General features: G+C 33.5%; 20 protein-coding genes and 2 tRNA genes. 11 read left to right on the top strand and 11 right to left on the bottom strand.

What is annotated here, in order from left to right; translation table 11 throughout:
- Positions 1 to 89 precede the first annotated feature (89 nt).
- A complete protein-coding gene (locus SOM12_RS06135) occupies positions 90 to 623 on the top strand; it encodes a YceI family protein (protein ID WP_073407833.1) in 534 nt (177 codons plus the stop codon).
- 155 nt (positions 624 to 778) lie between these two features.
- On the opposite strand, the gene SOM12_RS06130 is transcribed toward SOM12_RS06135, so the two are convergent.
- The gene (locus SOM12_RS06130) at positions 779 to 1,639 is read right to left on the bottom strand and encodes a helix-turn-helix domain-containing protein (RefSeq protein ID WP_320492769.1); all 861 of its coding nucleotides are present in this window, start codon (positions 1,637 to 1,639) and stop codon (positions 779 to 781) included.
- Positions 1,640 to 1,819: 180 nt separating this feature from the next.
- On the opposite strand from SOM12_RS06130, the gene SOM12_RS06125 reads away from it, so the two are divergent.
- Complete coding sequence (locus SOM12_RS06125) at positions 1,820 to 2,182, top strand: DUF983 domain-containing protein (RefSeq protein ID WP_320492768.1); 363 nt, start codon at positions 1,820 to 1,822, stop codon at positions 2,180 to 2,182.
- A 71-nt stretch (positions 2,183 to 2,253) separates the two neighbouring features.
- The gene (gene fabD / locus SOM12_RS06120; protein ID WP_320492767.1) at positions 2,254 to 3,126 is read left to right on the top strand and encodes an ACP S-malonyltransferase; all 873 of its coding nucleotides are present in this window, start codon (positions 2,254 to 2,256) and stop codon (positions 3,124 to 3,126) included.
- A gap of 89 nt (positions 3,127 to 3,215) precedes the next feature.
- Here the strand turns inward: fabD and SOM12_RS06115 are convergent, their stop codons facing one another.
- The 5 genes from SOM12_RS06115 to SOM12_RS06095 form a co-directional block, all read right to left on the bottom strand.
- Positions 3,216 to 3,533, bottom strand: a complete 318-nt coding sequence (locus tag SOM12_RS06115) for a hypothetical protein (protein WP_320492766.1) — start codon at positions 3,531 to 3,533, stop codon at positions 3,216 to 3,218.
- Positions 3,521 to 3,715 carry a hypothetical protein gene (locus SOM12_RS06110; RefSeq protein ID WP_095928526.1) on the bottom strand — a complete coding sequence of 65 codons (195 nt, stop codon included), beginning with the start codon at positions 3,713 to 3,715 and terminating at the stop codon, positions 3,521 to 3,523. The genes SOM12_RS06115 and SOM12_RS06110 overlap by 13 nt, the downstream gene beginning before the upstream one ends.
- A 50-nt stretch (positions 3,716 to 3,765) precedes the next feature.
- Complete coding sequence (locus SOM12_RS06105) at positions 3,766 to 4,671, bottom strand: DMT family transporter (protein WP_095928525.1); 906 nt, start codon at positions 4,669 to 4,671, stop codon at positions 3,766 to 3,768.
- Positions 4,672 to 4,752: 81 nt separating this feature from the next.
- On the bottom strand, positions 4,753 to 5,769 hold the full coding sequence (galE, locus tag SOM12_RS06100) for a UDP-glucose 4-epimerase GalE (RefSeq protein WP_095928524.1): 1,017 nt from the start codon (positions 5,767 to 5,769) through the stop codon (positions 4,753 to 4,755).
- Between the two features lie 46 nt (positions 5,770 to 5,815).
- The gene (locus SOM12_RS06095) at positions 5,816 to 6,946 is read right to left on the bottom strand and encodes a DegT/DnrJ/EryC1/StrS family aminotransferase (protein ID WP_320492765.1); all 1,131 of its coding nucleotides are present in this window, start codon (positions 6,944 to 6,946) and stop codon (positions 5,816 to 5,818) included.
- Positions 6,947 to 7,083: 137 nt separating this feature from the next.
- On the opposite strand from SOM12_RS06095, the gene SOM12_RS06090 reads away from it, so the two are divergent.
- Both SOM12_RS06090 and SOM12_RS06085 read left to right on the top strand, forming a co-directional pair.
- The gene (locus tag SOM12_RS06090; RefSeq protein ID WP_320492764.1) at positions 7,084 to 8,313 is read left to right on the top strand and encodes a 3-deoxy-D-manno-octulosonic acid transferase; all 1,230 of its coding nucleotides are present in this window, start codon (positions 7,084 to 7,086) and stop codon (positions 8,311 to 8,313) included.
- 317 nt (positions 8,314 to 8,630) lie between these two features.
- On the top strand, positions 8,631 to 8,846 hold the full coding sequence (locus tag SOM12_RS06085; RefSeq protein ID WP_008467260.1) for a hypothetical protein: 216 nt from the start codon (positions 8,631 to 8,633) through the stop codon (positions 8,844 to 8,846).
- Between the two features lie 122 nt (positions 8,847 to 8,968).
- Here SOM12_RS06085 and SOM12_RS06080 read toward each other — a convergent pair whose 3' ends face one another.
- The 4 genes from SOM12_RS06080 to mutS form a co-directional block, all read right to left on the bottom strand.
- Complete coding sequence (locus tag SOM12_RS06080) at positions 8,969 to 9,355, bottom strand: DUF1508 domain-containing protein (RefSeq protein ID WP_320492763.1); 387 nt, start codon at positions 9,353 to 9,355, stop codon at positions 8,969 to 8,971.
- 207 nt (positions 9,356 to 9,562) lie between these two features.
- Positions 9,563 to 9,648, bottom strand: a tRNA-Leu gene (locus SOM12_RS06075).
- Positions 9,649 to 9,663: 15 nt separating this feature from the next.
- A tRNA-Gly gene (locus SOM12_RS06070) sits at positions 9,664 to 9,736 on the bottom strand.
- Between the two features lie 162 nt (positions 9,737 to 9,898).
- Positions 9,899 to 12,505 carry a DNA mismatch repair protein MutS gene (mutS, locus tag SOM12_RS06065; RefSeq protein WP_320492762.1) on the bottom strand — a complete coding sequence of 869 codons (2,607 nt, stop codon included), beginning with the start codon at positions 12,503 to 12,505 and terminating at the stop codon, positions 9,899 to 9,901.
- Between the two features lie 156 nt (positions 12,506 to 12,661).
- Here mutS and SOM12_RS06060 point away from each other — a divergent pair, with 156 nt between their 5' ends.
- From SOM12_RS06060 to SOM12_RS06050, 3 genes are all read left to right on the top strand, one after another.
- The gene (locus tag SOM12_RS06060) at positions 12,662 to 13,093 is read left to right on the top strand and encodes a DUF1573 domain-containing protein (RefSeq protein WP_095927851.1); all 432 of its coding nucleotides are present in this window, start codon (positions 12,662 to 12,664) and stop codon (positions 13,091 to 13,093) included.
- A gap of 75 nt (positions 13,094 to 13,168) precedes the next feature.
- The gene (locus SOM12_RS06055) at positions 13,169 to 13,705 is read left to right on the top strand and encodes an RNA methyltransferase (RefSeq protein WP_095927852.1); all 537 of its coding nucleotides are present in this window, start codon (positions 13,169 to 13,171) and stop codon (positions 13,703 to 13,705) included.
- Between the two features lie 112 nt (positions 13,706 to 13,817).
- Positions 13,818 to 17,135 carry a T9SS type B sorting domain-containing protein gene (locus tag SOM12_RS06050; protein WP_320492761.1) on the top strand — a complete coding sequence of 1,106 codons (3,318 nt, stop codon included), beginning with the start codon at positions 13,818 to 13,820 and terminating at the stop codon, positions 17,133 to 17,135.
- 88 nt (positions 17,136 to 17,223) lie between these two features.
- On the opposite strand, the gene folK is transcribed toward SOM12_RS06050, so the two are convergent.
- The gene (folK, locus tag SOM12_RS06045; RefSeq protein WP_320492760.1) at positions 17,224 to 18,357 is read right to left on the bottom strand and encodes a 2-amino-4-hydroxy-6-hydroxymethyldihydropteridine diphosphokinase; all 1,134 of its coding nucleotides are present in this window, start codon (positions 18,355 to 18,357) and stop codon (positions 17,224 to 17,226) included.
- Between the two features lie 138 nt (positions 18,358 to 18,495).
- Between folK and sppA the strand changes: the two genes are divergently transcribed.
- From sppA to SOM12_RS06030, 3 genes are all read left to right on the top strand, one after another.
- Positions 18,496 to 20,253, top strand: a complete 1,758-nt coding sequence (gene sppA / locus SOM12_RS06040) for a signal peptide peptidase SppA (protein ID WP_320492759.1) — start codon at positions 18,496 to 18,498, stop codon at positions 20,251 to 20,253.
- Positions 20,254 to 20,265: 12 nt separating this feature from the next.
- A complete protein-coding gene (locus tag SOM12_RS06035) occupies positions 20,266 to 21,213 on the top strand; it encodes an alpha/beta hydrolase family protein (protein WP_320492758.1) in 948 nt (315 codons plus the stop codon).
- A 175-nt stretch (positions 21,214 to 21,388) separates the two neighbouring features.
- Positions 21,389 to 23,986: an AsmA-like C-terminal region-containing protein gene (locus SOM12_RS06030; protein WP_320492757.1), complete on the top strand. Its 2,598-nt coding sequence runs from the start codon at positions 21,389 to 21,391 to the stop codon at positions 23,984 to 23,986.
- The last annotated feature ends 39 nt before the right edge of the window (positions 23,987 to 24,025 follow it).

Genomic DNA, 24,025 nt, shown 5'->3' with positions numbered 1-24,025 from the left:
TTTCTTAATCTAGGTTAAGTGCTCCAGGACAACTGTCACCGTAACTTTGTCCTATCAAAATGAAATTAATTATTTAAAAAAATAAAATTATGGCAACTACAAAATGGTCAATTGACCCAACTCACTCAGAAATTGGTTTTAAAGTTAAACACATGATGTTTACTAATGTTTCAGGAAAATTTGGAACTTATGATGCTTCTGCAATCACAGAAGGAGAAAGTTTTGATAATGCAGATTTCAGTTTTTCTGCTGATATTGCTTCAGTAGACACTGCAAACGCGGATCGTGACGGACATTTAAGAAGCGGTGATTTCTTTGACGCTGAAAATCACCCGAAATTAACTTTCAAATCTTCTGCTTTCAAAAAAATCAATGATGGTGAATATGAATTAACTGGAGATTTAGACATTAAAGGTGTTTCTAAAACAGTAAAATTCCCAGTTGAATTTAGCGGAATCATGACTGATCCTTGGGGAAATACAAAAGTAGGTTTAAGCATAGAAGGAAAAATTAATCGTAAAGATTGGGGTTTAAACTGGAACTCAGCTCTTGAAACAGGTGGTGTTTTGGTAGGTGAAGAAGTTCGTTTGAACATTGAATTACAATTTGTAAAACAAGCCTAATTAAGCATTCTCGGATTTAATTGGTTGGTTAAGAAATCCTGTACTTTTTAGTATGGGATTTTTGCTTTTAGGAACGGGGCTTCGACTTCGCTCAGCCTGAAAATCGTATTCTTAAAGATATCATATGTCAGGCTGAGCGAAGTCGAAGCTCTTTTTTACTTTATATTTCTAAATTCAGTCGGCGACATTCCCGTTTGTTTTTTGAAGAATCTGGAGAAATACGAATAGTCCTCGTAACCTACTTTAAAGGCAACTTCGCTTACTGCTAATTGCTTATCGATCAGCATTCTTTTTATTTCGAGAATAACACGATCTGTGATTACTTCTGTGGCTGTTTTTTGGAGAATTTCATTGCAAATTCTGTTTAAATGCTTCAGCGTAATATTTAGTTTTTCTGCATAAAACGAAGGCAGTTTTTCGGTTCTGAAATATTCTTCTAAAAGCGATTCAAACGTATTGATTTTAATATTGTAAGAATGGGTTTGATGCGAATACGTTTCGCCATATTTTCTAGCGACTTCAATATGAATGCAATCCAATAGATTCAATAATTTGTCTAATTGGTATTTATTAGCTTGACTATTTTCCTGAATCAACAAATCGAAATAAGGTAGGATTTTCGGAATTTTCTTTTCTTCAAAAACCATCTCGGGACGGTTTTGAATGGAATGGTAAAAATTGTAATCGTTAATCTTTTTTTGTCCGAAATACAAATTGTACAATTCTTGAGAAAAAATAATAACGAAACCTTCAATATCTTCCGATAAATTCCAATGGTGCATTTGTCCTGGCTGTAACACAAAAAGACTTCCTCTTTTTATATCAAATTGATCAAAATCAACTTCATGCAATCCCGAACCTTTTGTAAAAAAGACCATTAAGTACGAATCATGTCGGTGCGGCTCTTCGACAAAACTGTGATTTTTTAAATGCTCCGTAAAAGTATTGACATAGAAATCGCGGTGAATATCGTTACAGCTAAAATTCTGAACACTATAAATGGGATATTTTTTCATAAATAAGTATTATTTATTTTTTTGATTATAAAAATCACCGTTTTCCATTTTATAATTTGGAATTTGTTTTTTGAAAATTAAAATCAAAAATGTCTTTATTGTGCTATAAGTAGCGAAGATACTAAAAAGACTTTTACCGAACGCTGAATTACCTTTGTGTAAATAAAAACAAACAATATCATGTCAAGTGCATTAACTCATATTTTAAGCAACGAATGTCCGATTTGTCATAAAGGAAAAGTATTTACAGACAAAAGTATTTTTTTTACTTTCGGTCTTCCAAAAATGAATGAATATTGCAGTCATTGTAATTATAAATTTCAAAAAGAACCTGGTTATTTCTTTGGCGCTATGTATGTAAACTACGGATTAACAGTCGCTCAAGGAATTGCAACCTATTGTATTGCTCAATTTTTCTTTGAGAAAAATTTCGATTTAAGAATTATCCCAATCATTGCTGTTGTTATTACTTTACTAACTTCTTTTAATTTAAGATTTTCAAGGTTAGCATGGATTTATATGTTTAAGGATTATACGAAATAAAAAAGTATTATTTTTGCCTTTCAATTGAAACTAATTTTCAATTCAAAAAAAACAAAAAACAAATTAGACAAATGAAAGCATACGTATTTCCGGGTCAAGGAGCGCAATTCACAGGAATGGGTAAAGACCTTTATGAAAATTCGGCTTTAGCCAAAGAATTATTCGAAAAAGCAAATGAAATTCTAGGTTTCAGAATTACAGATATCATGTTTGAAGGCACTGCCGAAGAACTAAAAGAAACTAAAGTAACGCAGCCAGCTGTATTTTTACACTCAGTTATTTTAGCTAAAACTTTAGAAGATTTCAAACCGGAAATGGTTGCGGGACATTCATTAGGAGAATTTTCAGCTTTGGTTGCTAATGGAACTTTATCTTTTGAAGATGGTCTTAAATTAGTTTCTCAGCGTGCTTTGGCAATGCAAAAAGCTTGCGAAATCACTCCATCAACAATGGCTGCTGTTTTAGGTTTGGCTGATAATGTTGTAGAAGAAGTTTGCGCTTCTATCGATGGTGTTGTGGTTGCTGCTAACTATAACTGCCCTGGTCAATTAGTTATTTCTGGTGAAACTACTGCTGTTGAAAAAGCTTGTGAAGCAATGAAAGCTGCTGGAGCAAAACGTGCTTTGATTTTACCTGTTGGAGGAGCTTTTCACTCTCCAATGATGGAACCAGCAAGAGAAGAATTGGCTGCCGCAATTGAAGCAACTACTTTCTCTGCCCCTATTTGCCCAGTGTATCAAAATGTAACTGCAACTGCAGTTTCTGATGCTAATGAAATTAAAAAGAACTTAATCATTCAGTTAACTGCTCCTGTAAAATGGACTCAGTCTGTACAGCAAATGATCGCCGACGGTGCTACTTTGTTTACTGAAGTTGGTCCTGGAAAAGTATTAACTGGTTTGATTAATAAAATTGATAAAGAAGCGGTTACTGCGAATGCTTAATTTTTAGTATTCAGTCGCAGTGATAGTTTTCAGTCATTAACTGCATAAAAAAATCCTCATGAACAGATTGTTTATGAGGATTTTTGTTTTTATATCTCTTTTGCTTCTTCGCTGTAATTATTTAGAATTCCGGTAATCAAATAATTTTGATTGCTTTTTTCAAAAAAAATATACCAAGTTGTTCTTGCATTAGATTTATAAAAGATATAATTTAAACCTAAATATTGAAGAGCTTTTGGAGTTTTCTTGTGAGGAAAACTTGAAACACTTGAAATAATAAAACCAACTATTTTATCTATATAATTCTGAGCAGATTCAGAAAAACCAAAATACTCTTCCTTAAAAAGTGTATAGACTAAATTATCAAAATATTCCAGAACGTTATTTTCAAAAATTATTTTTTCCAAGGATAAGCTTTTATTCTTTTAGACATTTCAGCTTTAAACTCCTCCGGCGTTAACCCTTTTGCAAATTCCGCATCAAAATCAAAAGTTTCACGATCTATACCTTTAAATTTTGGTTTTTGAACTTCATATTCAACTGCAGGTTCTTCAACCTTGTTCTTTTTATTTTCTTTATCCAAACTCATTATTCCTACATTTTAATCTTACAAATTTATAAAATAAAATGAATCAAATTTTATAAAACTTTCTTTTCCTTCTTTTTGTAATTAATAATAAAAACTCCCAAAATGATCAGGATTGTTGCAATTATAAAATCAATGGTAATTTTTTCATCCAAAATCAGCCAGCCAAAAAATACTGCAATTATGGTGTTGATATATGCTAAAATAGAAACCTGAACTGGCGTGACGTGTTTCAGAGCATAATTATAGCTAAAAAAAGCAATTACAGATCCAAAAATCGACAAATACAATGCTGCTAAAATACTTTTAGAACTCCATAAATTCACATCAATAGTAGGCGAAAAAATAAATGCTAAAACAATCTGAATGCACGAAGCCATCGTAAACTGGTAAAATAAATTAAGAACGATATTTTTAGATTTATTCCCATGAAGTTTGGTATAAATTGTTCCACCGGCCCAAGCAGTAATCGCAAATCCCATAAACATCATTCCGATTCTGTAATCGGCATCTAAAAAAGATCCTAGTCCGTCTTTAAATATAAAAACGACTCCTGAAAATCCTATTATAACTCCAATAAATCCTCTCAAACTTGGTTTTTGTAGTTTAAATAAAATACTGCCCAGAAAAATAAGTATAGGAGACATAGCACTGATTACCGAAGCCAGTCCGCTTGGCACAGTCTGCTCAGCAACAGTTGTAAAACCATTTGCAATTACAATCATCAAAATAGAAGGAACAAGCTGATGTTTTAAATTTTCCCACCCAATCCATTTCAATTCTTTTTTAAACAATAAAATAATCATCATGATGATTCCCGCCAATCCCTGACGAATTGAAGTTACAAACCAAGGCGGAATAGTCTCAACCGCAACACGAATTCCTAAAAAGGTAGTTCCCCAAATAATTCCAACAGCCGCTAAGGCAAATATTAATTTATAATCTAAACTTTGTTTCATGATAGTTGATACGCTAAAAAAAAATCCCAAACTATAGTACTATAATTTGGGATCTTAAAATTTATAATTTTATTTAAAAAACTATTTATTCCTCACTTTTTGTTCCCATTTCCAAGCACTTGCCATAGCTTCGTCTAAACTTAGTTCAGCCTTCCATCCTAAGACATTATTTGCCTTATCAGTATTCGCGTAAGCTTCAGTAATATCACCTTCACGACGAGGCATCATCTTATAAGGCAATTTTTTATCGCTGACTTTTTCAAAACTATGAATGACCTCCAAAACAGAACTTCCTTTTCCTGTTCCTAAATTGAAGGTTTCTACTTTTGCTAAATTCTTTTTGTTTAACAAACGCTGCAAAGCAATTACGTGGGCTTTTGCTAAATCGACAACGTGAATGTAATCGCGAACAGCAGTTCCGTCTGGAGTTGGGTAATCATTACCAAAAACAGATAATTCCTGGCGCAACCCTACACCTGTTTGTGTAATAAAAGGCACTAAATTTTGAGGAACACCCAAAGGCAATTCTCCAATTTCTACCGATTCGTGTGCTCCAACTGGGTTAAAATAACGCAATAAAATTGCACTGATATTAGTAACTTTAGCTGTGTCTGTAATGATTTCTTCGCCAATCTGTTTGGTGTTTCCATAAGGAGACATTGCCGCCTGAACCGGAGCATCTTCTGTAATTGGCATTTTTTCGGCTTGACCGTAAACTGTACAAGACGAGCTGAAAATGAAACTTGCTTCTGGTTTTTGCTGTAATTCCTGTAAAAGATAAATTAAACTGCTAATATTGTTTTCATAATACAATAAAGGCTGCTCAACACTTTCGCCCACTGCTTTTGAAGCCGCAAAATGAATTACCCCAGTAACATCATTATGTTTTTTAAAAAAATCCTGCACAGCAGTTTTTTCTCTTAAATCTAATTTTTCGAATAAAGGTGTTTTTCCTGTAATTGCTGTAATTCCATTTAAAACATCTTCTGAAGAATTGGAAAGGTTATCAATAATCACTACTTCGAAGCCTTCATTCTGCAATTCGACTACGGTGTGAGATCCAATAAATCCTAATCCTCCTGTTACTAATACTTTCATTTCGTGGTTGTTTGTGGTTATATTTTGGCTAATACTTAAAATTGTCTTATTTTAAAAATTCGATTACGCTATCTGTAATATATTTAATCTGCTCATCATCAAGTTCTGTATGCATTGGTAAAGCAATTACTTCTTGAACTAATTGATTTGTTACAGGAAATTGTTCTTCTTTATAACGAGGATCTAAATATGCTTTTTGAGAGTGAAGCGGAATTGGATAATAAATTGCACAAGGAATTCCTTTATCCAATAAATGCTGCATCAAAGCATTACGATCTGCATCAACGATTCTTAATACATATTGATGAAAAACGTGATCATTTTCGTTTGCATCAAAATCTGGAGTTATGATATGCGCATTTCCAGCAAAAGCAGCATTGTATTTAGTTGCAGCCAAACGACGTGCTTGATTGTATTCATCTAAAAGTGGCAATTTTGCATTTAAAACTCCAGCCTGAATACTATCTAAACGTGAATTTACACCTACAACATCGTGGTGGTAGCGCTCATACATTCCGTGATTTACGATTCCGCGGATAATGTGAGCCAATTTATCATCATTTGTAAAAATCGCTCCTCCGTCACCATAACATCCTAAGTTTTTAGATGGGAAGAATGAAGTTGCTGCCACGTGACCAATTGTTCCAACTTTAACTTTTGATCCAGATTTAGAAATATAATCTGCACCAATTGCTTGAGCATTATCTTCGATTACATATAAATTGTATTGAGCTGCAATTTCCATAATCGCATCCATATTTGCAGCGCGTCCAAATAAATGAACAGGAACAATCGCTTTTGTTTTTGGCGTAATTGCTTTTTTCACCGCATCAATATCGATGTTCATATTATGCAAATCAACATCAACCAAAACTGGAGTTAATTGCAATAAAGCAATCACCTCAACAGTAGCAGCAAAAGTAAAATCGGCAGTGATAACTTCGTCTCCAGGCTGAAGACCAAGTCCCATCATTGCAATCTGCAACGCATCTGTACCATTTGCACAAGGAATAACGTGTTTTGCACCTAAATAATCTTCAAGATTTTTTTGAAACTGATGAACTAAAGGTCCGTTGATATAAGTATTTGTATCTAAAACTTCTTGAATTGAAGCATCTACAGTCGATTTTATTTTTTCGTATTGACTCTTTAAGTCAACCATTTGTATTTTTTTCATTTTGAATCTATTTAAAAAAATTAAAGACACCGTTTTTAGGCAGAAATCTCTAAAAGGAGGAACAAAAATAGTTATTAATAGCTTCAAACCAATGAAAATAGTCGAAAGAAATGTAATTTAGCTGCAAAAAAAATTACATGCTTTTTTTATACAATCTAACCATTTACATCGCAGGATTTTTCTTAAAAATCATAGCGCTATTTAGTCCGAAAATTAAGCTTTTTATTGAAGGCCGAAAAAATGTATTTTCAGTATTAGAAGAAAAAATTAAAGCAGACGACAAAACAATCTGGTTCCATTCTGCCTCACTTGGCGAATATGAACAAGGACTTCCTGTTATAGAAAAAATCAAAGAAAAATATCCCTCACATAAAATTATTGTAACCTTTTTTTCACCATCTGGATACGAAGTGCGTAAAAATAACACAGTTGCCGATGTGACCATTTATTTACCGCTTGACACTAAAAGCAATGCGAAAAGATTTTTAAAGCTGGTTCATCCCGAATTTGCTTTTTTTATCAAATACGAATTCTGGCTTAACTATTTAAAGGAATTAGAAAAAAGCAAAACACCAACTTATCTGATTTCGGGAATTTTCAGAGACAATCAGATGTTTTTTAAATGGTATGGCGGTTTTTACAGAAAAGCCCTGAATACTTTCACTTATTTTTTTGTTCAAAATGAAAGCTCCAAACAAAAAATTGAATCAATTGGATTTCATAACGTAATTGTTTCTGGTGACACTCGTTTTGATCGCGTAAACGCTATTTTAGAAAGAGACAATCGTCTTGATTTTATTGAAAATTTCAAAAACAATCAACCGACAATTGTCGTTGGAAGCTCATGGCCAAAAGACGAGATTTTAATTGCCGAATACATTAATCAAGCGCCTGAAAATATAAAATTCATAATTGCTCCACACAATATTAAACCGGATCAGATTTCAGATCTTCTGTCAAAAATCACGAAACCAACGGTTCTATTTTCAGAAAAAGAAAACAAAGATTTATCTGATTACAGCGTTTTTATAATAGATACTATTGGAATTTTGACTAAGATCTATAGTTACAGCACCATTGCTTATGTAGGCGGCGGATTTGGAAACCCAGGAATACACAATATACTAGAGCCTGCTACTTTTGGAATTCCAATTGTAATTGCCCCTAATTATTCGAAGTTTGCAGAAGCAGTTGATTTAGTGAAAATTGGTGGCTGCATGCCCATATCAACAGGCGAAGAACTTAAAGCCGTTTTTGACCAATTATTGAATGATAAAAACTTTCTAGAAGAAAAAAGCGCAATCTGCAAATCGTTTATTCAAGACCATAAAGGAGCCACTGAAACGATCATGAAACTCATCTCATAGCCTTTTGACTTGATAAAGGTGTTAAAATTGAAGAAAAAAGCAAAAACCATTCTGCTGAAATACTCTTAAAAAACAAAACAAACCCTTAATCAAAGAAACTAAATAACTGATTTTCATAAAGATTATTCAACAAAAAATTATTTAGACGAGAAATTAGATAATTTAAGAAAAATTTATAATTTTGGCATATTCTTTGATAAATAAGATAAACGTGAGTAAGGAAAATATTTTAAAAAAAAAGTGAAAAAATATTTTACATATTAAAAAATTTATATCTTTGCCACGAATTAATAATTAACCTTTTATAATAAAGTAAGATGAAAAAAGTATTTTTAAGTTTAGCTGTTGTTGCTGTATTAACTGTTGTATCTTGTAAAAAAGCTGACGCTGCTGCTGAAGCTCCTGCTGTAGATTCTACTGCTGTTGCTGTTGATTCAGCTGCTGCTGTTGTTGATTCTGCTGCTGCAACTGTTGATTCTGCTGCTGCTAAAGTTGATTCTGCTGCTGCTAAAGTAGAAGAAGTAAAAAAATAATTAGAACCTAAGTTCTAACGATTTTAAAACCATCTTTATAGATGGTTTTTTTTTGCGATTAACTTTTTTTTTCGCAAAATTCACAAATAAAAAAAAGCGTCCGCAATTGCGAACGCTTTTTTTTATTCAGCCGCCTCCTCCACTTCTTCGTCTTCAGATTCTTCGTCACCAAAAATTGATTCACTCGAAGAAAAATCCAAAATCTCCGACCTAGAAGAATAAGTCACAATTTCCTTTACCCCTTTCTGCAAAAGCAATTCTGTGCTATATTTTCGACTTGTAGCAAAATGAACATCACCAAGCATCAATTTGAAAAAATATTTCCCACCAGAGCCTTTAAACTTCAAAAACTTCGCAAGATCGATATTCGCTTTAAACTTTTCAATATCCTCTTCACACTCAAACCTCAACTCATAACTCAAACTCGTAAAAATTACTTTCCCTCTCCGAGAAGTAAACGTAAACTTATATTCATCATTAAACCGCTTGCTAATTACAAAAGCACCCATTTATAAATTTTAGATTTTAGATTGTTGATTTTTTTTGAGATTCTGAGATTCTGAGATTCTGAGATTCTGAGATTCTGAGATTCTGAGATTCTGAGATTCTGAGATTCTGAGATTCTGAGATTCTGAGATTCTAATAAATTTACTGCGTAAATTTATTACCTGCAAGTCTGCAAATAAAAAAAGCCTCTTCAAAAGAAGAGGCTTTAGTACTCAGAGCGGGACTTGAACCCGCACGAACATTGCTGTTCACTGGATTTTAAGTCCAGCGTGTCTACCAATTTCACCATCCGAGCATTGTATGGTTTTTGAGCGAAAAACGGGGCTCGAACCCGCGACCTCGACCTTGGCAAGGTCGCGCTCTACCAACTGAGCTATTTTCGCATTTTCAAATTCTATTTAAGAACTGCAACACTTGATTTGTTTCGTATTGCGAGTGCAAATTTAGGACATTTATTCAATTACACAAGCGTTTTTTCAAAAAAAAATCCACTTATTTTATAACATTCTGATAACCTAAACTTTAAAATTGAAAATTTTTAGATTTTATTTTTTAACCAGCATTCTTTTGATCTCATTCAGCTTCATCAATGCTTCTACTGGTGTAATGGCATTAATATCGAGACTCAAAATTTCTTCTTTTATCTCTTCCAACAAAGGATCGTCTAGATTAAAGAAACTCATCTGCATTTCATCATTAGCCGATTTTATTCCGTTTAAAGCATCACTTGAATGGTTCTTTTCTAATTTCTTTAAAAGCTTTTGTGCTTTCGAAATAACCAGCTGAGGCATTCCAGCCATTTTAGCAACATGAATCCCGAAACTATGTGCGCTTCCTCCTTTTACCAGTTTTCTAACAAAAAGAACGGTATCTTTTAATTCTTTCACCGCCACATTAAAATTCTGGATTCTCGGCATCGATTCTGTCATTTCATTCAACTCATGATAATGCGTTGCAAAAAGCGTTTTTGCTCTTCCTGGATGCTCGTGCAAGAATTCAGCAATTGCCCATGCAATCGAGATTCCGTCATAAGTACTAGTTCCTCTTCCAATCTCGTCTAGCAATACCAAACTTCTATCTGATAAGTTATTCAAGATCGAAGCCGTTTCGTTCATTTCGACCATAAAAGTAGATTCTCCCATAGAAATATTATCAGAAGCTCCAACTCTGGTAAAGATCTTATCGACAATTCCCATTCTAACACTATCAGCAGGAACAAAACTTCCCATTTGAGCCAAAAGCACAATTAGAGCCGTTTGTCTTAAAATCGCCGACTTACCCGACATGTTTGGTCCGGTAATCATAATAATCTGTTGTGTCTCCCTATCCAAGAAAACATCATTGGCAATATATGGCGTTCCAACTGGCAATTGCTTTTCGATTACGGGGTGTCTTCCGTTTTTGATATCCAATTCGAATGTATCATCGATTTCAGGTTGCACATATTGATTTTCGACAGCCATTTGCGTAAACGAACATAAACAATCTAATTGCGCAACCAAATACGCGTTCATTTGAACTGGTTTGATGTAAGTAGAAATCCAAGCCACTAATTGCTCAAAAAGCTCACTTTCTATTTTATAGATCTTTTCTTCTGCTCCTAAAATTTTGGTTTCGTATTCTTTTAATTCTTCGGTAATATAACGCTCTGCATTTACCAAAGTCTGTTTACGAATCCATTCTTCTGGAACTTTATCTTTATGCGTATTTCTAACTTCAATGTAGTATCCGAAAACATTGTTAAACGAAATTTTCAATGAAGAAATTCCGGTTCTTTCCGATTCTCTTTTTTCAATTCCTTCTAAAAATTCTTTCCCTGAAGTTGAAATCGCACGCAATTCATCCAGTTCTTCATTTATTCCCGCTGCTATCGCATTTCCTTTTGAAATTGCAACTGGCGCATCTTGATTTAAGGTCGTTTTAATTTTTTCGCGGAGCAAATCACAAGCATGCAAACTATCTCCGATAACTTTCACCGCTTCCTGCGGACTTTCCAGCGCAAGAGTTTTAATCGGAATAATGGCATCTAAAGATTCCTTTAAATACACAATTTCCCTTGGCGAAACTTTTCCTGCAGCAATTTTTGAAATCAAACGCTCTAAATCTGAAATCTGTTTAATCTGATATTGGATATTATGCAGAATTTCTGGATTTGATTTTAAATACGCTACCACTTCATGACGGCCTTTTACCTTATTAGCATCTTTTAAAGGCAATGCCAACCAACGTTTCAGCAAACGTCCTCCCATTGGAGAAAGCGTTTTATCGATAACATCCAAAAGCGTTACCGCATTTGGATTATAGCTGTGATACAATTCAAGGTTTCGAATGGTAAAGCGATCCATCCACACGTAAGCATCTTCTGCAATACGCTGAATAGCTGTAATATGCTGCACACGATTATGCTGCGTCTCGGATAAATAATATAAAATCGCTCCAGAAGCAATAATTCCTTCTTTTAATTCTTCAACCCCAAATCCTTTTAAGGAATTCGTCTGAAAATGCTTTGTTAAAGTTTCTAAAGCGTAATCTTCTTTATAAATCCAATCTTCTAGGTAGAAACTATGAAAATCTTCTCCAAAAGCAGTTTTAAAATCACTTTTATTATTCTTTGCAACCAAAACCTCACTTGGATTAAAGTTTTGCAACAATTTATCAATATATTCTGCATTTCCTCGAGCCGTTAAAAACTCTCCTGTCGAAACATCTAAAAATGAAATTCCGATATTTTTATTAGCAAAATAAACAGACGCTAAAAAGTTGTTTGATTTCGACTGTAAAACCTCATCATTCAAAGAAACTCCAGGAGTCACCAATTCTGTTACCCCTCTTTTTACAATTGTTTTGGTCATTTTTGGATCTTCCAGCTGATCGCAGATCGCAACACGAAGTCCAGCTTTAACCAATTTTGGCAAATAAGTATTAACAGAATGATGCGGAAAACCAGCAAGCGCCGTTTCTGTATCAGATCCCGCACCTCTTTTTGTTAATGTTATTCCTAAAATCTTAGAAGCTCTAATGGCGTCTTCTCCAAAGGTTTCATAAAAATCTCCTACTCTGAAAAGCAGACATGCATCAGGATATTTAGCCTTGATTTCGTTGTACTGTTTCATTAAAGGTGTTTCCTTCACCACTTTCTCTTTAGCTGCCAAATTGTAATGTTTTTAAATGAAAAATTAAGACAGCGAATTTATGCTTTTTTAGCCGCATATGAAAAGCTTCAAAAATTAAAATATTTTAAGATTTTTTTAGGTCGTAGTACAAGAATTTTATATAGCTTTGTTTATCATTAAAAAAGACCCTTAAAGATGAAAAAAATAATCTTATTCGCAATGTTAGCTGTTGCTGGTATTACAGCTACTAATGCACAAACAACTAAAAAAGCTAAAGCGGCTAAAGTTGCTAAAGTTGAAGGAGCTGGAATGGCTTTCGAAACTGAAACTATCGATTACGGAACTATCGCTCACAATGCTGATGGAAAACGTGAATTCGTTTTTGTTAACAACGGAACTAAGCCATTAATCATTACTAACACTACAGGATCTTGCGGATGTACTGTTCCAACTACTCCAAAAGAACCAATCGCTCCAGGAGCTAAAGGTGTTATTGGTGTAAAATATGCTACTGATAGAGTTGGTGCTTTTACAAAAACTGTAACTGTAACTTCTAACGCAGAAGGACAACCTACAAAAATCCTTACTATTAAAGGTACTGTTTTACCAGATCCAGTAAAAAGCTAATCTGAAAAACATTTAAAATAATCAAAAAGCTTCCTTATCTTTGGAAGCTTTTTTTATGACTACAATTCAAAAACAATGAGAAAACTCGAAAACAGCGAACTAGACCGTAAATCTATTGAAGATTTTAAAAAATCGGAGAAAACACCTTTAATATTAGTTTTAGACGATATTAGAAGTCTACACAATATTGGCTCTGTTTTTAGAACTGCTGATGCGTTTTTGATTGAAAAAATAATCTTATGCGGAATCACTGCAACTCCTCCAAATAAGGAAATCCATAAAACTGCCCTTGGCGCAACCGAAACTGTTGCTTGGGAACATCATGAAAATGTTTTGGAAGTTATCGAAAACTTAAAGAAAGAAAATGTTCTTACAATGGCAATTGAGCAGGTTGAAAGTTCTGTTTTTCTTCAAGATTTTAAAATCGAAAAAGACCAGAAATATGCTTTAGTTTTTGGAAATGAAGTTTATGGCGTTTCGCAAGAAGCCGTAGCAATCTGCGACGGATGTATTGAAATTCCTCAACTTGGAACCAAACACTCTCTTAATATTTCTGTAAGTGCCGGAATTGTGGTTTGGGATTTATTTCAAAAAATGAACTGGCCAGAATAAAATCAATCCGGTTTTTACTAAAAAAAATGTGATTTTATGATATTTTTAAGCATTAAAATGTTAGAAATGTAAATATATTTTTTTATTATTATAAAATTGATACTTTTATAAAATGAAAAATAATTATTTCTTAAAAGCATCTTTTTTATTCATCTTACTGCTGTCCAGTTTTATTGGATCTGCACAACAATATACTTCAATTCCCGATTCTAACTTCGAACAAGCTTTAATCGATTTAAATATTGATAGTGGCACTATTGATGGTCAAGTTCTGACTGCAAATATTATTAATCTAAAGACATTAGTCCTACAAGGAAAAAACATTTCAGATTTAACCGGAATAGAAAACTTCACAAATCTGGAATATTTAGACTTAGGTGCAATTAATAATGATCCTGATAGGAATAACAAAATCAGCTATTTAAATATCACCAAAAACACAAAGCTAAAGCTTCTAAGCTGCAACTTCAACAATCTAACCGGTCTTGATTTATCAAAAAACATCAATCTGACTGAACTACATTTAAATGGAAACAAATTAAATAGCATCAACATATCTAACAATAACCTTTTAGCCATTTTTAATTGCGGCGGCAACAATCTTACAAATCTAGATGTAACCCAAAACATAGCATTAAAACATTTATCTTTCGACAGAAACAAATTAACAGATATAGATTTATCAAACAATACAGCATTAATCGGTTTAGCATGCAATTACAACCAATTAACGAATCTTAATATCAGCAAAAACATAAATCTTGATAATTTAAATTGCATTTTCAATAAATTAACCACTCTAGATGTTAGTCAAAATACTATTATTCAAGGCATATCCTGCGATGGCAATCAGCTAACAAGTTTAGATGTCAATAATAATCCGATTTTAAAAACTTTAACTTTAAATAGCAATAAAATAAGTGCGTTGGACATTTCTAAAAATCTTCAATTATATATTATAGATGCTGGCAATAATCAACTAACTAGCATCGATGTAACAAAGCATTTAAGATTAATCCATTTATACATTGGTAGTAATCCAATATCCAATCTAGATGTTGCAAATAATAGCGATTTAGCAACATTATCTTTTAGTTCGACAAAGATTCCCAATATTGATACTTCTAAAAACCCCAAACTAACACAGTTATATTGTTCTAACACATTATTAACTTCTTTAGATGTTTCTAAAAATCCTGAGTTAACCAGCTTAGTCTGCAATAGTAATTCATTAACTTCTTTAAATTTAAAAAACGGGAACAATACTCTCCTTAATAACTTAAGTTTTGTCTCCAACCCAAACCTTAACTGCATTCAAGTAGACAACGCAAATTATTCTAATGCCAATTGGGCTGCTTACAAAGACAATTCGGCTATTTATTCTAACGATTGCAGTAAATTTTCGGCTGTGGCTCCGCCAGTAATTAAAGCTACTGGCGATCAATTATATTGTCCTCAAGAAACTATAAAAATTGTAACAGACGTAACCATAACAAACGATCCTTCTGAAACTGGAACCGAAGCCATTTACATTCAAATTTCTTCTGGATATTCTAGCGGTTTTGATAAACTTGTACTTTTAAATCCTACAGCTCATTCTAACATTACCACAAGTTGGGATGCTGTGGCAGGAAAACTAACATTATCAAGTACTACTGCCGGAACGGATGTTTTATATTCCGATTTTGTTGCTGCTATTAAAGATGTTGCCTTTACAAATTCTTCTGCAACAGCTTCCGGAATCAAGACATTTTCTATTACAATGGGTAAAGCAAATTATTTACCCTCTACACAACATTATTATGAATATGTTCCAAGCATCGGGATAACTTGGACAGCTGCGAAAGAGGCAGCGGCAGCTCGTACTTATTACGGTCTTCAAGGTTATTTAGCAACCATATTATCTGCTGATGAAGCAAAACTAATTGGCGAACAAGCTTCTGGAACCGGATGGATTGGAGGAAGCGATGCTGAAACAGAAGGGGTCTGGAAATGGGTTACTGGTCCTGAAGCAGGAACTATTTTTTGGAATGGAAACGCAAATGGTTCAACGCCAAATTATGCTTTTTGGAACACGAATGAACCCAACCAACAAGGCGATGAAGATTATGCACACATTACACAGCCCGGTATAGGAATACGAGGCTCTTGGAACGACTTATCAAATGCAGGAGATACCTCTGGAGATTATCAGCCAAAAGGATATGTAGTAGAATATGGCGGAATGCCAGGAGAAACTCCTTTACAGATTGCAACCAGTACCAAAATCACTATTCCTGTGGCAACACCAGCCAGTAATCTGAGTCCAGTTTGCGACTCAGGAAGCTTTACTTTAACTGCAACAGCAAATGCCGGTACGATTAACTGGTACGATGCCGCTACAGGAGGAAATTTATTAGGAACTGGATCTACCTACAATACTCCACCAATACATACAACTACCACTTATTATGTTGATGCAGGCTGCGAATTAAACCGAAAATCGATAACTGCAACTGTAAATACAACTCCCGCAACTCCTATTGCAGAACAAGACACCTATACCAATTGTGGCCCAGGGGTTTTAACTATTAAAGCAACTTCAAATATTGGTTCTATAAATTGGTATACTTCAGCAACTGGAGGAACAAGTCTTTATGTGGGAACAAGTTTTACCACTCCAACAATTTCATCCAATACCACTTATTATGCCGAAGCATCAAATAGTGGATGCATAAACCCAACTAGAACTCCTATAAATATAGAGATTTACACACCTCCAGCTGTTACTGATGAGACTTTGCCATTGTGCGAATTTAAAACCATAACATTAGATGCTGGAATTTCTGGAATGAGTTATTTGTGGTCAAATGGAGCTACAACTCAAACTACCACTGTTAATGCTGGCGGAACATACACAGTAGCCGTTACAAGTCCGTCTCCTGAAAATTGTACAAGCACAAAAACAATTACAGTCGAAGAGCATAAAATTCCTCAAATTGCGCGAGTTGATGTTGAAGGAACAAGAGCTATTATCTATCCTGTAAAAGCAGAAGATTATTATGAATATTCTGTAGATGGTGTCAATTTTCAAGATTCTACCATTTTCTACGATGTCCCTGGCGGATTACAAACTGCGTATGCACGAGAAAAAAGTGGCTGCGGGCAAAATACCAAACAATTTGTAGTGCTTGTTTTTCCTCCATTTTTTACACCAAACAACGATACTTACAATGATGTTTGGGAAGTAACCGGAATGGAAAATTATCCTCAGGCAGTCGTTACTATTTTTGACCGCTACGGAAAATTAATAGCACAATTAAGCCGCTTCAAAATGACTTGGGACGGTACTTTAAATCAAGTTCCGCTTCCTGCTTCAGATTATTGGTATGCTTTAAAAGTAGATGATTCAATGCCTATTTTAAGAGGACATTTTACTTTGAAGAGATAGTTTTTAACGAGAGAATATGTCAATTTGATAATTAGATAATTTAAAAAAAACATCTCTACAAAATTATCTAATTGACACATTATCTCAATTAATTAAGCTTCTTCTTAATTTCATTCAATATATAAAGATAATCTTCGTGTTTTTTTACAAAATCTCGGTCTGAAACATCAATGATTAAAACATTCAAATCGGTTTGAGATTTTATGTATTCCAAATACCCGTTGTTGATTTTATCTAAATACGAAGCTTCAATATTCTGCTCATAAATACGTCCGCGTTTTTTTATGTTTTGAAGAAGTCGCTCTGTATTCTGATATAGATAAACATACAAATCTGGTTTTGGCATTTCTTTATAAATGATATCAAACAGATTTCTATACAAACGATATTCATCTTCGGCAAGCGTTATTTTCGCAAAAATCAAAGATTTAAAAATATGATAATCGGCAACTATAAAATCTTTAAACAAATCAAATTGCGCCAAATCATCGGCCAATTGCTGATAACGATCTGCTAAAAAAGACATTTCTAAAGGAAACGCATATCTATTTTGATCTTTATAAAATTTGGGCAAAAACGGATTATCTGCAAATCGTTCTAAAACAGTTTTTCCGTTAAAATCTTCGGCTATTTTATGCACCAAAGTAGTTTTTCCTGCCCCAATATTCCCTTCAAAAGCAACATAATTAAATTGATTTAGGGGAATTTGTGCAATCGGACTTTCCAGATTCTGTACAACTGTACAAACACTATCATCTGGAGTTACGGCAATCAATTCGGGAATTGTTTTTTGCAAAATCGGATGTTTCCAACTTAACCTTAAATCCTGCATCGGAAGTAAAACAAAATTCCTGTTCTGCATTAGCGGATGCGGGACTTGAAGTTTTTCGGTATCGATTATTTCGTTATCAAAAGCAATCAAATCAACATCAATAATTCTAGACTGATACCCTTCTTGATTCAAACGGATTCTCCCTAGTTCTTTTTCGACTTTTAAAATTTGATTTAATACTTTTTGCGCAGAGGAATTGGTGTGCAAAAGAAGTGCGCAATTATAAAAAGCATCACTTTCAAACCCCCACGCAGGAGTTTCGTAAAGTTTTGAAACCTCGATAACAGTCCCCACATTTTGATGTATTAAATCAATACAATTTTGAATGTTTTCTAGTCTGCTGCCTTGGTTGCTGCCTATCGATAAAACGACTTGATGCTGTAATTTCATAATTAATGCAAATTAACTAAAACTATTTTAGAATTAACCAATATATTTGTGAAACGACGTCTCAAATACAATCCTAAATTTAGATGTCTAGTTTGTAACATTTTGCCCTTTTTTGCTACTTATTAAAAAAATATACATATGAAGTTTTTAGGAAATGTAATTGCCACAGTTATTGGTATTTTTGTTTTTATTATGCTCTTCTTTTTTGGAGTAATCTTTATCGGAGTTGTTTTTGGCGGTGACGACAGTGTCTCTGTTAAATCTAATTCGGTTATTGAATTAAATTTAAAAGAAATTAAAAATGATTACGCAGGAAAATATAAAGATCCATGGGTAACTCGTTTTTCTGAACAAAAAGGCATTGGTTTAACCGATGTAATTAACGCTATTGAAGCGGCAAAAAAAGACGATAATATTAAAGGAATCTCGATCTTAAATGATGAATCGTCTCTTGGTCTTGCACAATATAAAGATTTAAGAAATGCTTTAGAAAGCTTCAAAAAATCTGGAAAATTTGTCTGGGCTTATGCCAATACGTATTCTCAAAAAGAATATTACTTAAACTCTGTTGCCAATACCATTTATCTAAATCCAGCTGGAGATTTAGATTTTAAAGGACTTTCTTCTGAAGTTATGTTTTTCAAGGATTTTCAAGATAAATCTGGAATTCATATGGAGGTAATTCGTCACGGAAAATACAAAAGTGCTGTTGAACCTTTCTTAGACAATAAAATGAGCGATGCCAACAGAGAGCAGATTACTGCACTTTTAAACTCCATTTGGGGTATCGTTTCGGCAGATATTTCAAAAAGCAGAAATATTCCGTTACCAAAATTAAACGAAATTGCAAATGGTCTTTTGGCTAGAACTCCAGAAATGGCAAAACAGCATCATTTAGTAGATATTATTGCTTACGAAGATGTTTATCACGATGCCATTAGAAAAGTTCTAAAAGTAGATAAAGATGAAGATTACAACAAAATTTCAATCTCAGATTACACTCAAAATCATGTAACAACAGCTTTAGCCGATAGTTCAAGCGATCAGATTGCTATTATTTATGCTCAAGGCGAAATTGGAAGCGGTGAAGGAGATGTAAATACAATTGGAGAAGGTTCTATGCGCCGCTCTTTACAAGAAGCTAGAAAAAATGATGATGTTAAAGCAATTGTCCTTAGAATTGACAGTCCAGGCGGAAGTGCGCTAACTTCTGATTTAATCTGGAGGGAAATTGAAATTACTAAAAAAGTTAAACCAGTTGTGGTTTCTATGGGTAATTATGCAGCTTCTGGCGGTTATTATATTGCTTGTAACGCCAATAAAATTTTTGCTGAAAACAATACCATAACAGGATCTATTGGAGTTTTCGGAATGTTGCCAAACTTTAGTCCATTGGCAAACAAATTAGGAATCAATTCTGAACAAGTTAAAACGCATGAAAACTCAGCAAACTACAGTCCGTTTGTTCCTGTAGATGAAAAATTCAAAGCTTTCACGTTAGAAGGAGTCGAAAAAGTATATAACACTTTTGTAACTCATGTTGCCGAAGGCCGAAAAATGACTTTTGCACAAGTGGATTCTATTGCGCAAGGTCGAGTTTGGTCAGGAACTGAAGCTTTAAAAATTGGTTTGGTGGATAAAATTGGCGGATTGAATGATGCGATTGCTGAAGCAGCTAAAATTGCTAAAGTAAAAAAATACAGTACTCAGAATTATCCTGAATACGAAAAAACGTTAAACGATTTGTTAGCTAATCTTCCTTTTGCAAGATCGAAAGAAGCTTTCATAAAAGAAGAAATCGGCGAAGAAAACTATCTCCTTATCGAACAGGTTAAGAAATTTCAAAAACAAAAAGGAGTGCAAGCGATATTGCCCTACGGAATCAATATTTATTAATTCAATTAAAAGATGAATAAAGTAATTCTTTTTTTAACGGTTTTGTTTTGGAGTTTCATAAATGCTCAAGACAAAAAAGAAATCACGTTTAAGGAAACTCCGGCTATATTAAAAATTAACAACGACCAGATTTTCGGTACGCTGACAACGCCAGATTTGACTAAAAAATTTCCGGTTGCTTTAATCATTGCTGGCTCTGGCCCAACAGACAGAAACGGGAATAATCCGATGATGAAAAACAATTCGTTAAAAATGCTGGCAGAAGCTTTGGCTAAAAACGGGATTGCATCTTTGCGATATGACAAAAGAGCTATAGGAGAAAGTAAGGCAGCAGGCGGATCTGAAGGCAGTCTAGTTTTCGAAAATTATATTCAAGATGCCAAAAGCTGGATTAATTACCTGAAACAAGACAAGCGTTTTTCTAAAATAATCATAATTGGTCATAGTGAAGGCTCTTTAATTGGCATGGTTGCCAGTGCAAAAGCAGACAAATTTGTATCTATTGCGGGCGCGGGCGAACCGGCAGATCAAATTCTGAAAACACAGATTGGTGCCAAATCAATGAAACAGTTAAACGATATGACTTTTCCGATTATCGATAGTTTAAAAAACGGATTTCAGGTTAAAAAAATTGATCCAATGTTGAATTCTCTTTTCAGACCAAGCATTCAACCCTATTTGATTTCGTGGTTTAAATACAATCCGCAGACCGAAATACAAAAACTGACTATTCCTGTTTTACTAGTACAAGGAAATAATGATATTCAAATTGCAGTAAAAGATGCAGAGAATTTAAAACAAGCCAACAAAAATGCAGATTTTCAGATTATTGATAAAATGAATCATATCATGAAAATTGTTGATGGCAATCAGGAAGCTAATTTGGCTACCTACAACAATGAAACACTTCCTATTTCGGAAGTCTTGGTCGAAAAGATAGTTTCATTTATTCAGAAATAATAAAATAAATTCACTTAAAAATCCGTTTTGAAAATAGTTCTTAACGGATTTTTTTTATTTAACAATTTTAATAAAATTCTTACTTTTTAAGAAAACTTTATCTGCAAACTGTAGTAAAAAAAACTATTTTTGCAGGAGTCGATTTTAAAATGTTAACCCTCAAATCTATTAATATATGCTAAAAAAAGTTTTAAAAATAAGTGCCATAGTTATTGTGGTATTTGTTGCTGCCTTATTTGCCATTCCGTTTTTGTTTAAAGACCAAATCAAATCTAAAATCGTCGAAGCAATTAACGAAAGTGTTGACGCCAAAGTAAGTTTTACAGATGCCGATTTAAGTTTATTTAAAAATTTTCCAAATGCAACGGTTGGAATCGAGAAATTAGTTATCATCAACAAAGCTCCTTTTGAAGGAGACACATTGGTTTCTTTAGGAGAATTAAATTTAAAAATGAGCGTTAAAGAACTTTTCAAAGGAAAAGATGAACCTTTAAGCATTCAGGGAATCAGTTCTACAAACGGATTAATAAACATTATTTTCAATAAAGATGGTGTCGGAAACTTCGATATTGCCTTAAAAGACAAAAAAGAAGATAAAAAAGATGAAGCAAGCAAACCACTTGCGCTTAAAATTCAAAACTATAAGATTGAGAATTTTACTTTTAGATACATCGATCAAGGTTCTAAAATTAAAATGGTAATTGACAGTTTAAACCACGAAGGAACTGGAGATTTTACCAATTCAAAATTAGATTTGACAACAAAATCTACTGCAAAAGTTTCATTGGACATGGATAAAATGAATTACATGAAAAATGTGAAACTGACTTTAGATGCCGTTCTTGGAATTGATTTAGAGAAGAGCAAATATACTTTCAAAGAAAATAAAGCTTTAATCAATCAATTGCCTTTAGAGTTTGACGGATTTATCCAAATGACTGAAAAAGCTCAGATTTACGATTTGAAATTCAAAACGCCTACTTCATCGTTTACAAACTTCTTAGGTTTAATTCCTTCGGCGTACGCCTCTAGTTTAGAAGGTGTAAAAACGACTGGAGATTTTACTGTAAATGGTTTTGCAAAAGGTGAATTGACAGATACAACAGTTCCTAAATTTAATATCAAAATTGCATCAAACAACTCTTCTTTTCAATATCCAAACCTTCCAAAATCGGTTCAGAATATTGTAATTGATACGAAAATCATTAACGAAACTGGAATCTTAAATGATACTTACGTTAATTTAGATCAGTTATCTTTCAGAATTGACCAAGATGTTTTTAATGCTAAAGCAAATATCAAAAACATAACGGTAAATCCAATTGTTGATGCCGCTTTAAAAGGAACTATCAACTTAGCTAATCTTTCGAAAGCCTATCCAATTAAAATGGATAAGCCTTTGGCAGGTATTTTAAAAGCTGATGTAACCACAAATTTTGATATGGCTTCTGTAGAGAAAAGCCAATATCAAAACATAAAAAATGCGGGTACAATGAGTTTGTCAGGATTTAAATATACTGATGAAAACAATAAAGCAATGAACATCAGTACAGCGTTGGTCGAATTTAATCCGAGCAAAATCAACTTAAAACAATTTGATGCTACAACTGGAAAAAGTGATATTAGCATTAACGGGGTTTTAGAAAATTTCTATGGTTTTATGTTTAAAAAACAAGAACTAAGAGGAAATTTCAACATGAGCTCAAAACAATTGGCTGTTGATGATTTTATGACTTCTGGCGAACCTGCAACTGCAAAAACAGAAGCGAAACCAGCTGAAGCGATGAAGATTCCGGCTTTCTTAAACTGTACTTTAAATGCTAAAGCGACAACCGTTTTATACGATAATTTAAAACTTCAGGATGTTGCTGGAACATTAATTATTAAAGACGAGAAAGCAACTCTTCAAAACTTTAAAACAAATATCTTCGGCGGATCAATTGGTCTTAACGGAGCCGTTTCTACAAAAGAAAAAGTACCTACGTTTGATATGAACTTAGGATTCAATCAAGTTGATATTGCACAGACTTTTACACAGTTGGACATGATGAAAAAAATCGCTCCAATTGCGGGAATCATCAACGGAAAATTAAATTCGACTATCAAATTGAATGGTAATTTGGATGCAAAAGAATTGACTCCAGATCTTAAATCAATTTCAGGAGATTTATTAGGCCAATTATTATCGACTACGGTAAATGCCCAAAATTCAACTGTTTTAAATTCACTTACTTCAAATGTTAAGTTTTTAGATTTGAACAAACTAAATCTAAATGATTTGAAAATGGCATTAACTTTTGACAACGGAAAAGTAAATGTAAAACCATTCGATATTAAATATCAAGACATTAAAGCGACAGTTGGCGGAACTCACGGTTTTGACCAAACCATGAATTATACAATTAAATTTGATGTTCCTGCTAAATATTTAGGAACTGAAGCCAATAATTTAATTGCAAAATTATCTCCTGCTGATGCTGCAAAATTGGAAAACATTCCAATTAATGCCGCTTTGACGGGTAACTTTTCAAATCCTAAGATCAGTACAGATATGAAAGCTGCTGTAAGCAATTTGACTACACAATTGGTTAATCAGCAAAAAGAAAAACTGACTCAAAAAGGAACTACCGCACTTACAGATTTAATCAATAAAAATACTAAAGCGAAAGACACAACTCAAGCTGCTAAAACTGAGAAAGAGCAAAAAACTCAGGAAGTAACTAAAAAAGCCAATGATTTGCTGAATGGATTGTTTAAGAAGAAGAATCCATAAAAAAGTTGCTAAGATGCAAAGGTTCTAAGATACTAAGTT

This window comes from Flavobacterium sp. CFBP9031 (genome assembly GCF_034044945.1).
GTDB lineage: Bacteria > Bacteroidota > Bacteroidia > Flavobacteriales > Flavobacteriaceae > Flavobacterium.
This window is presented reverse-complemented; position numbering and strand designations above follow the sequence as displayed.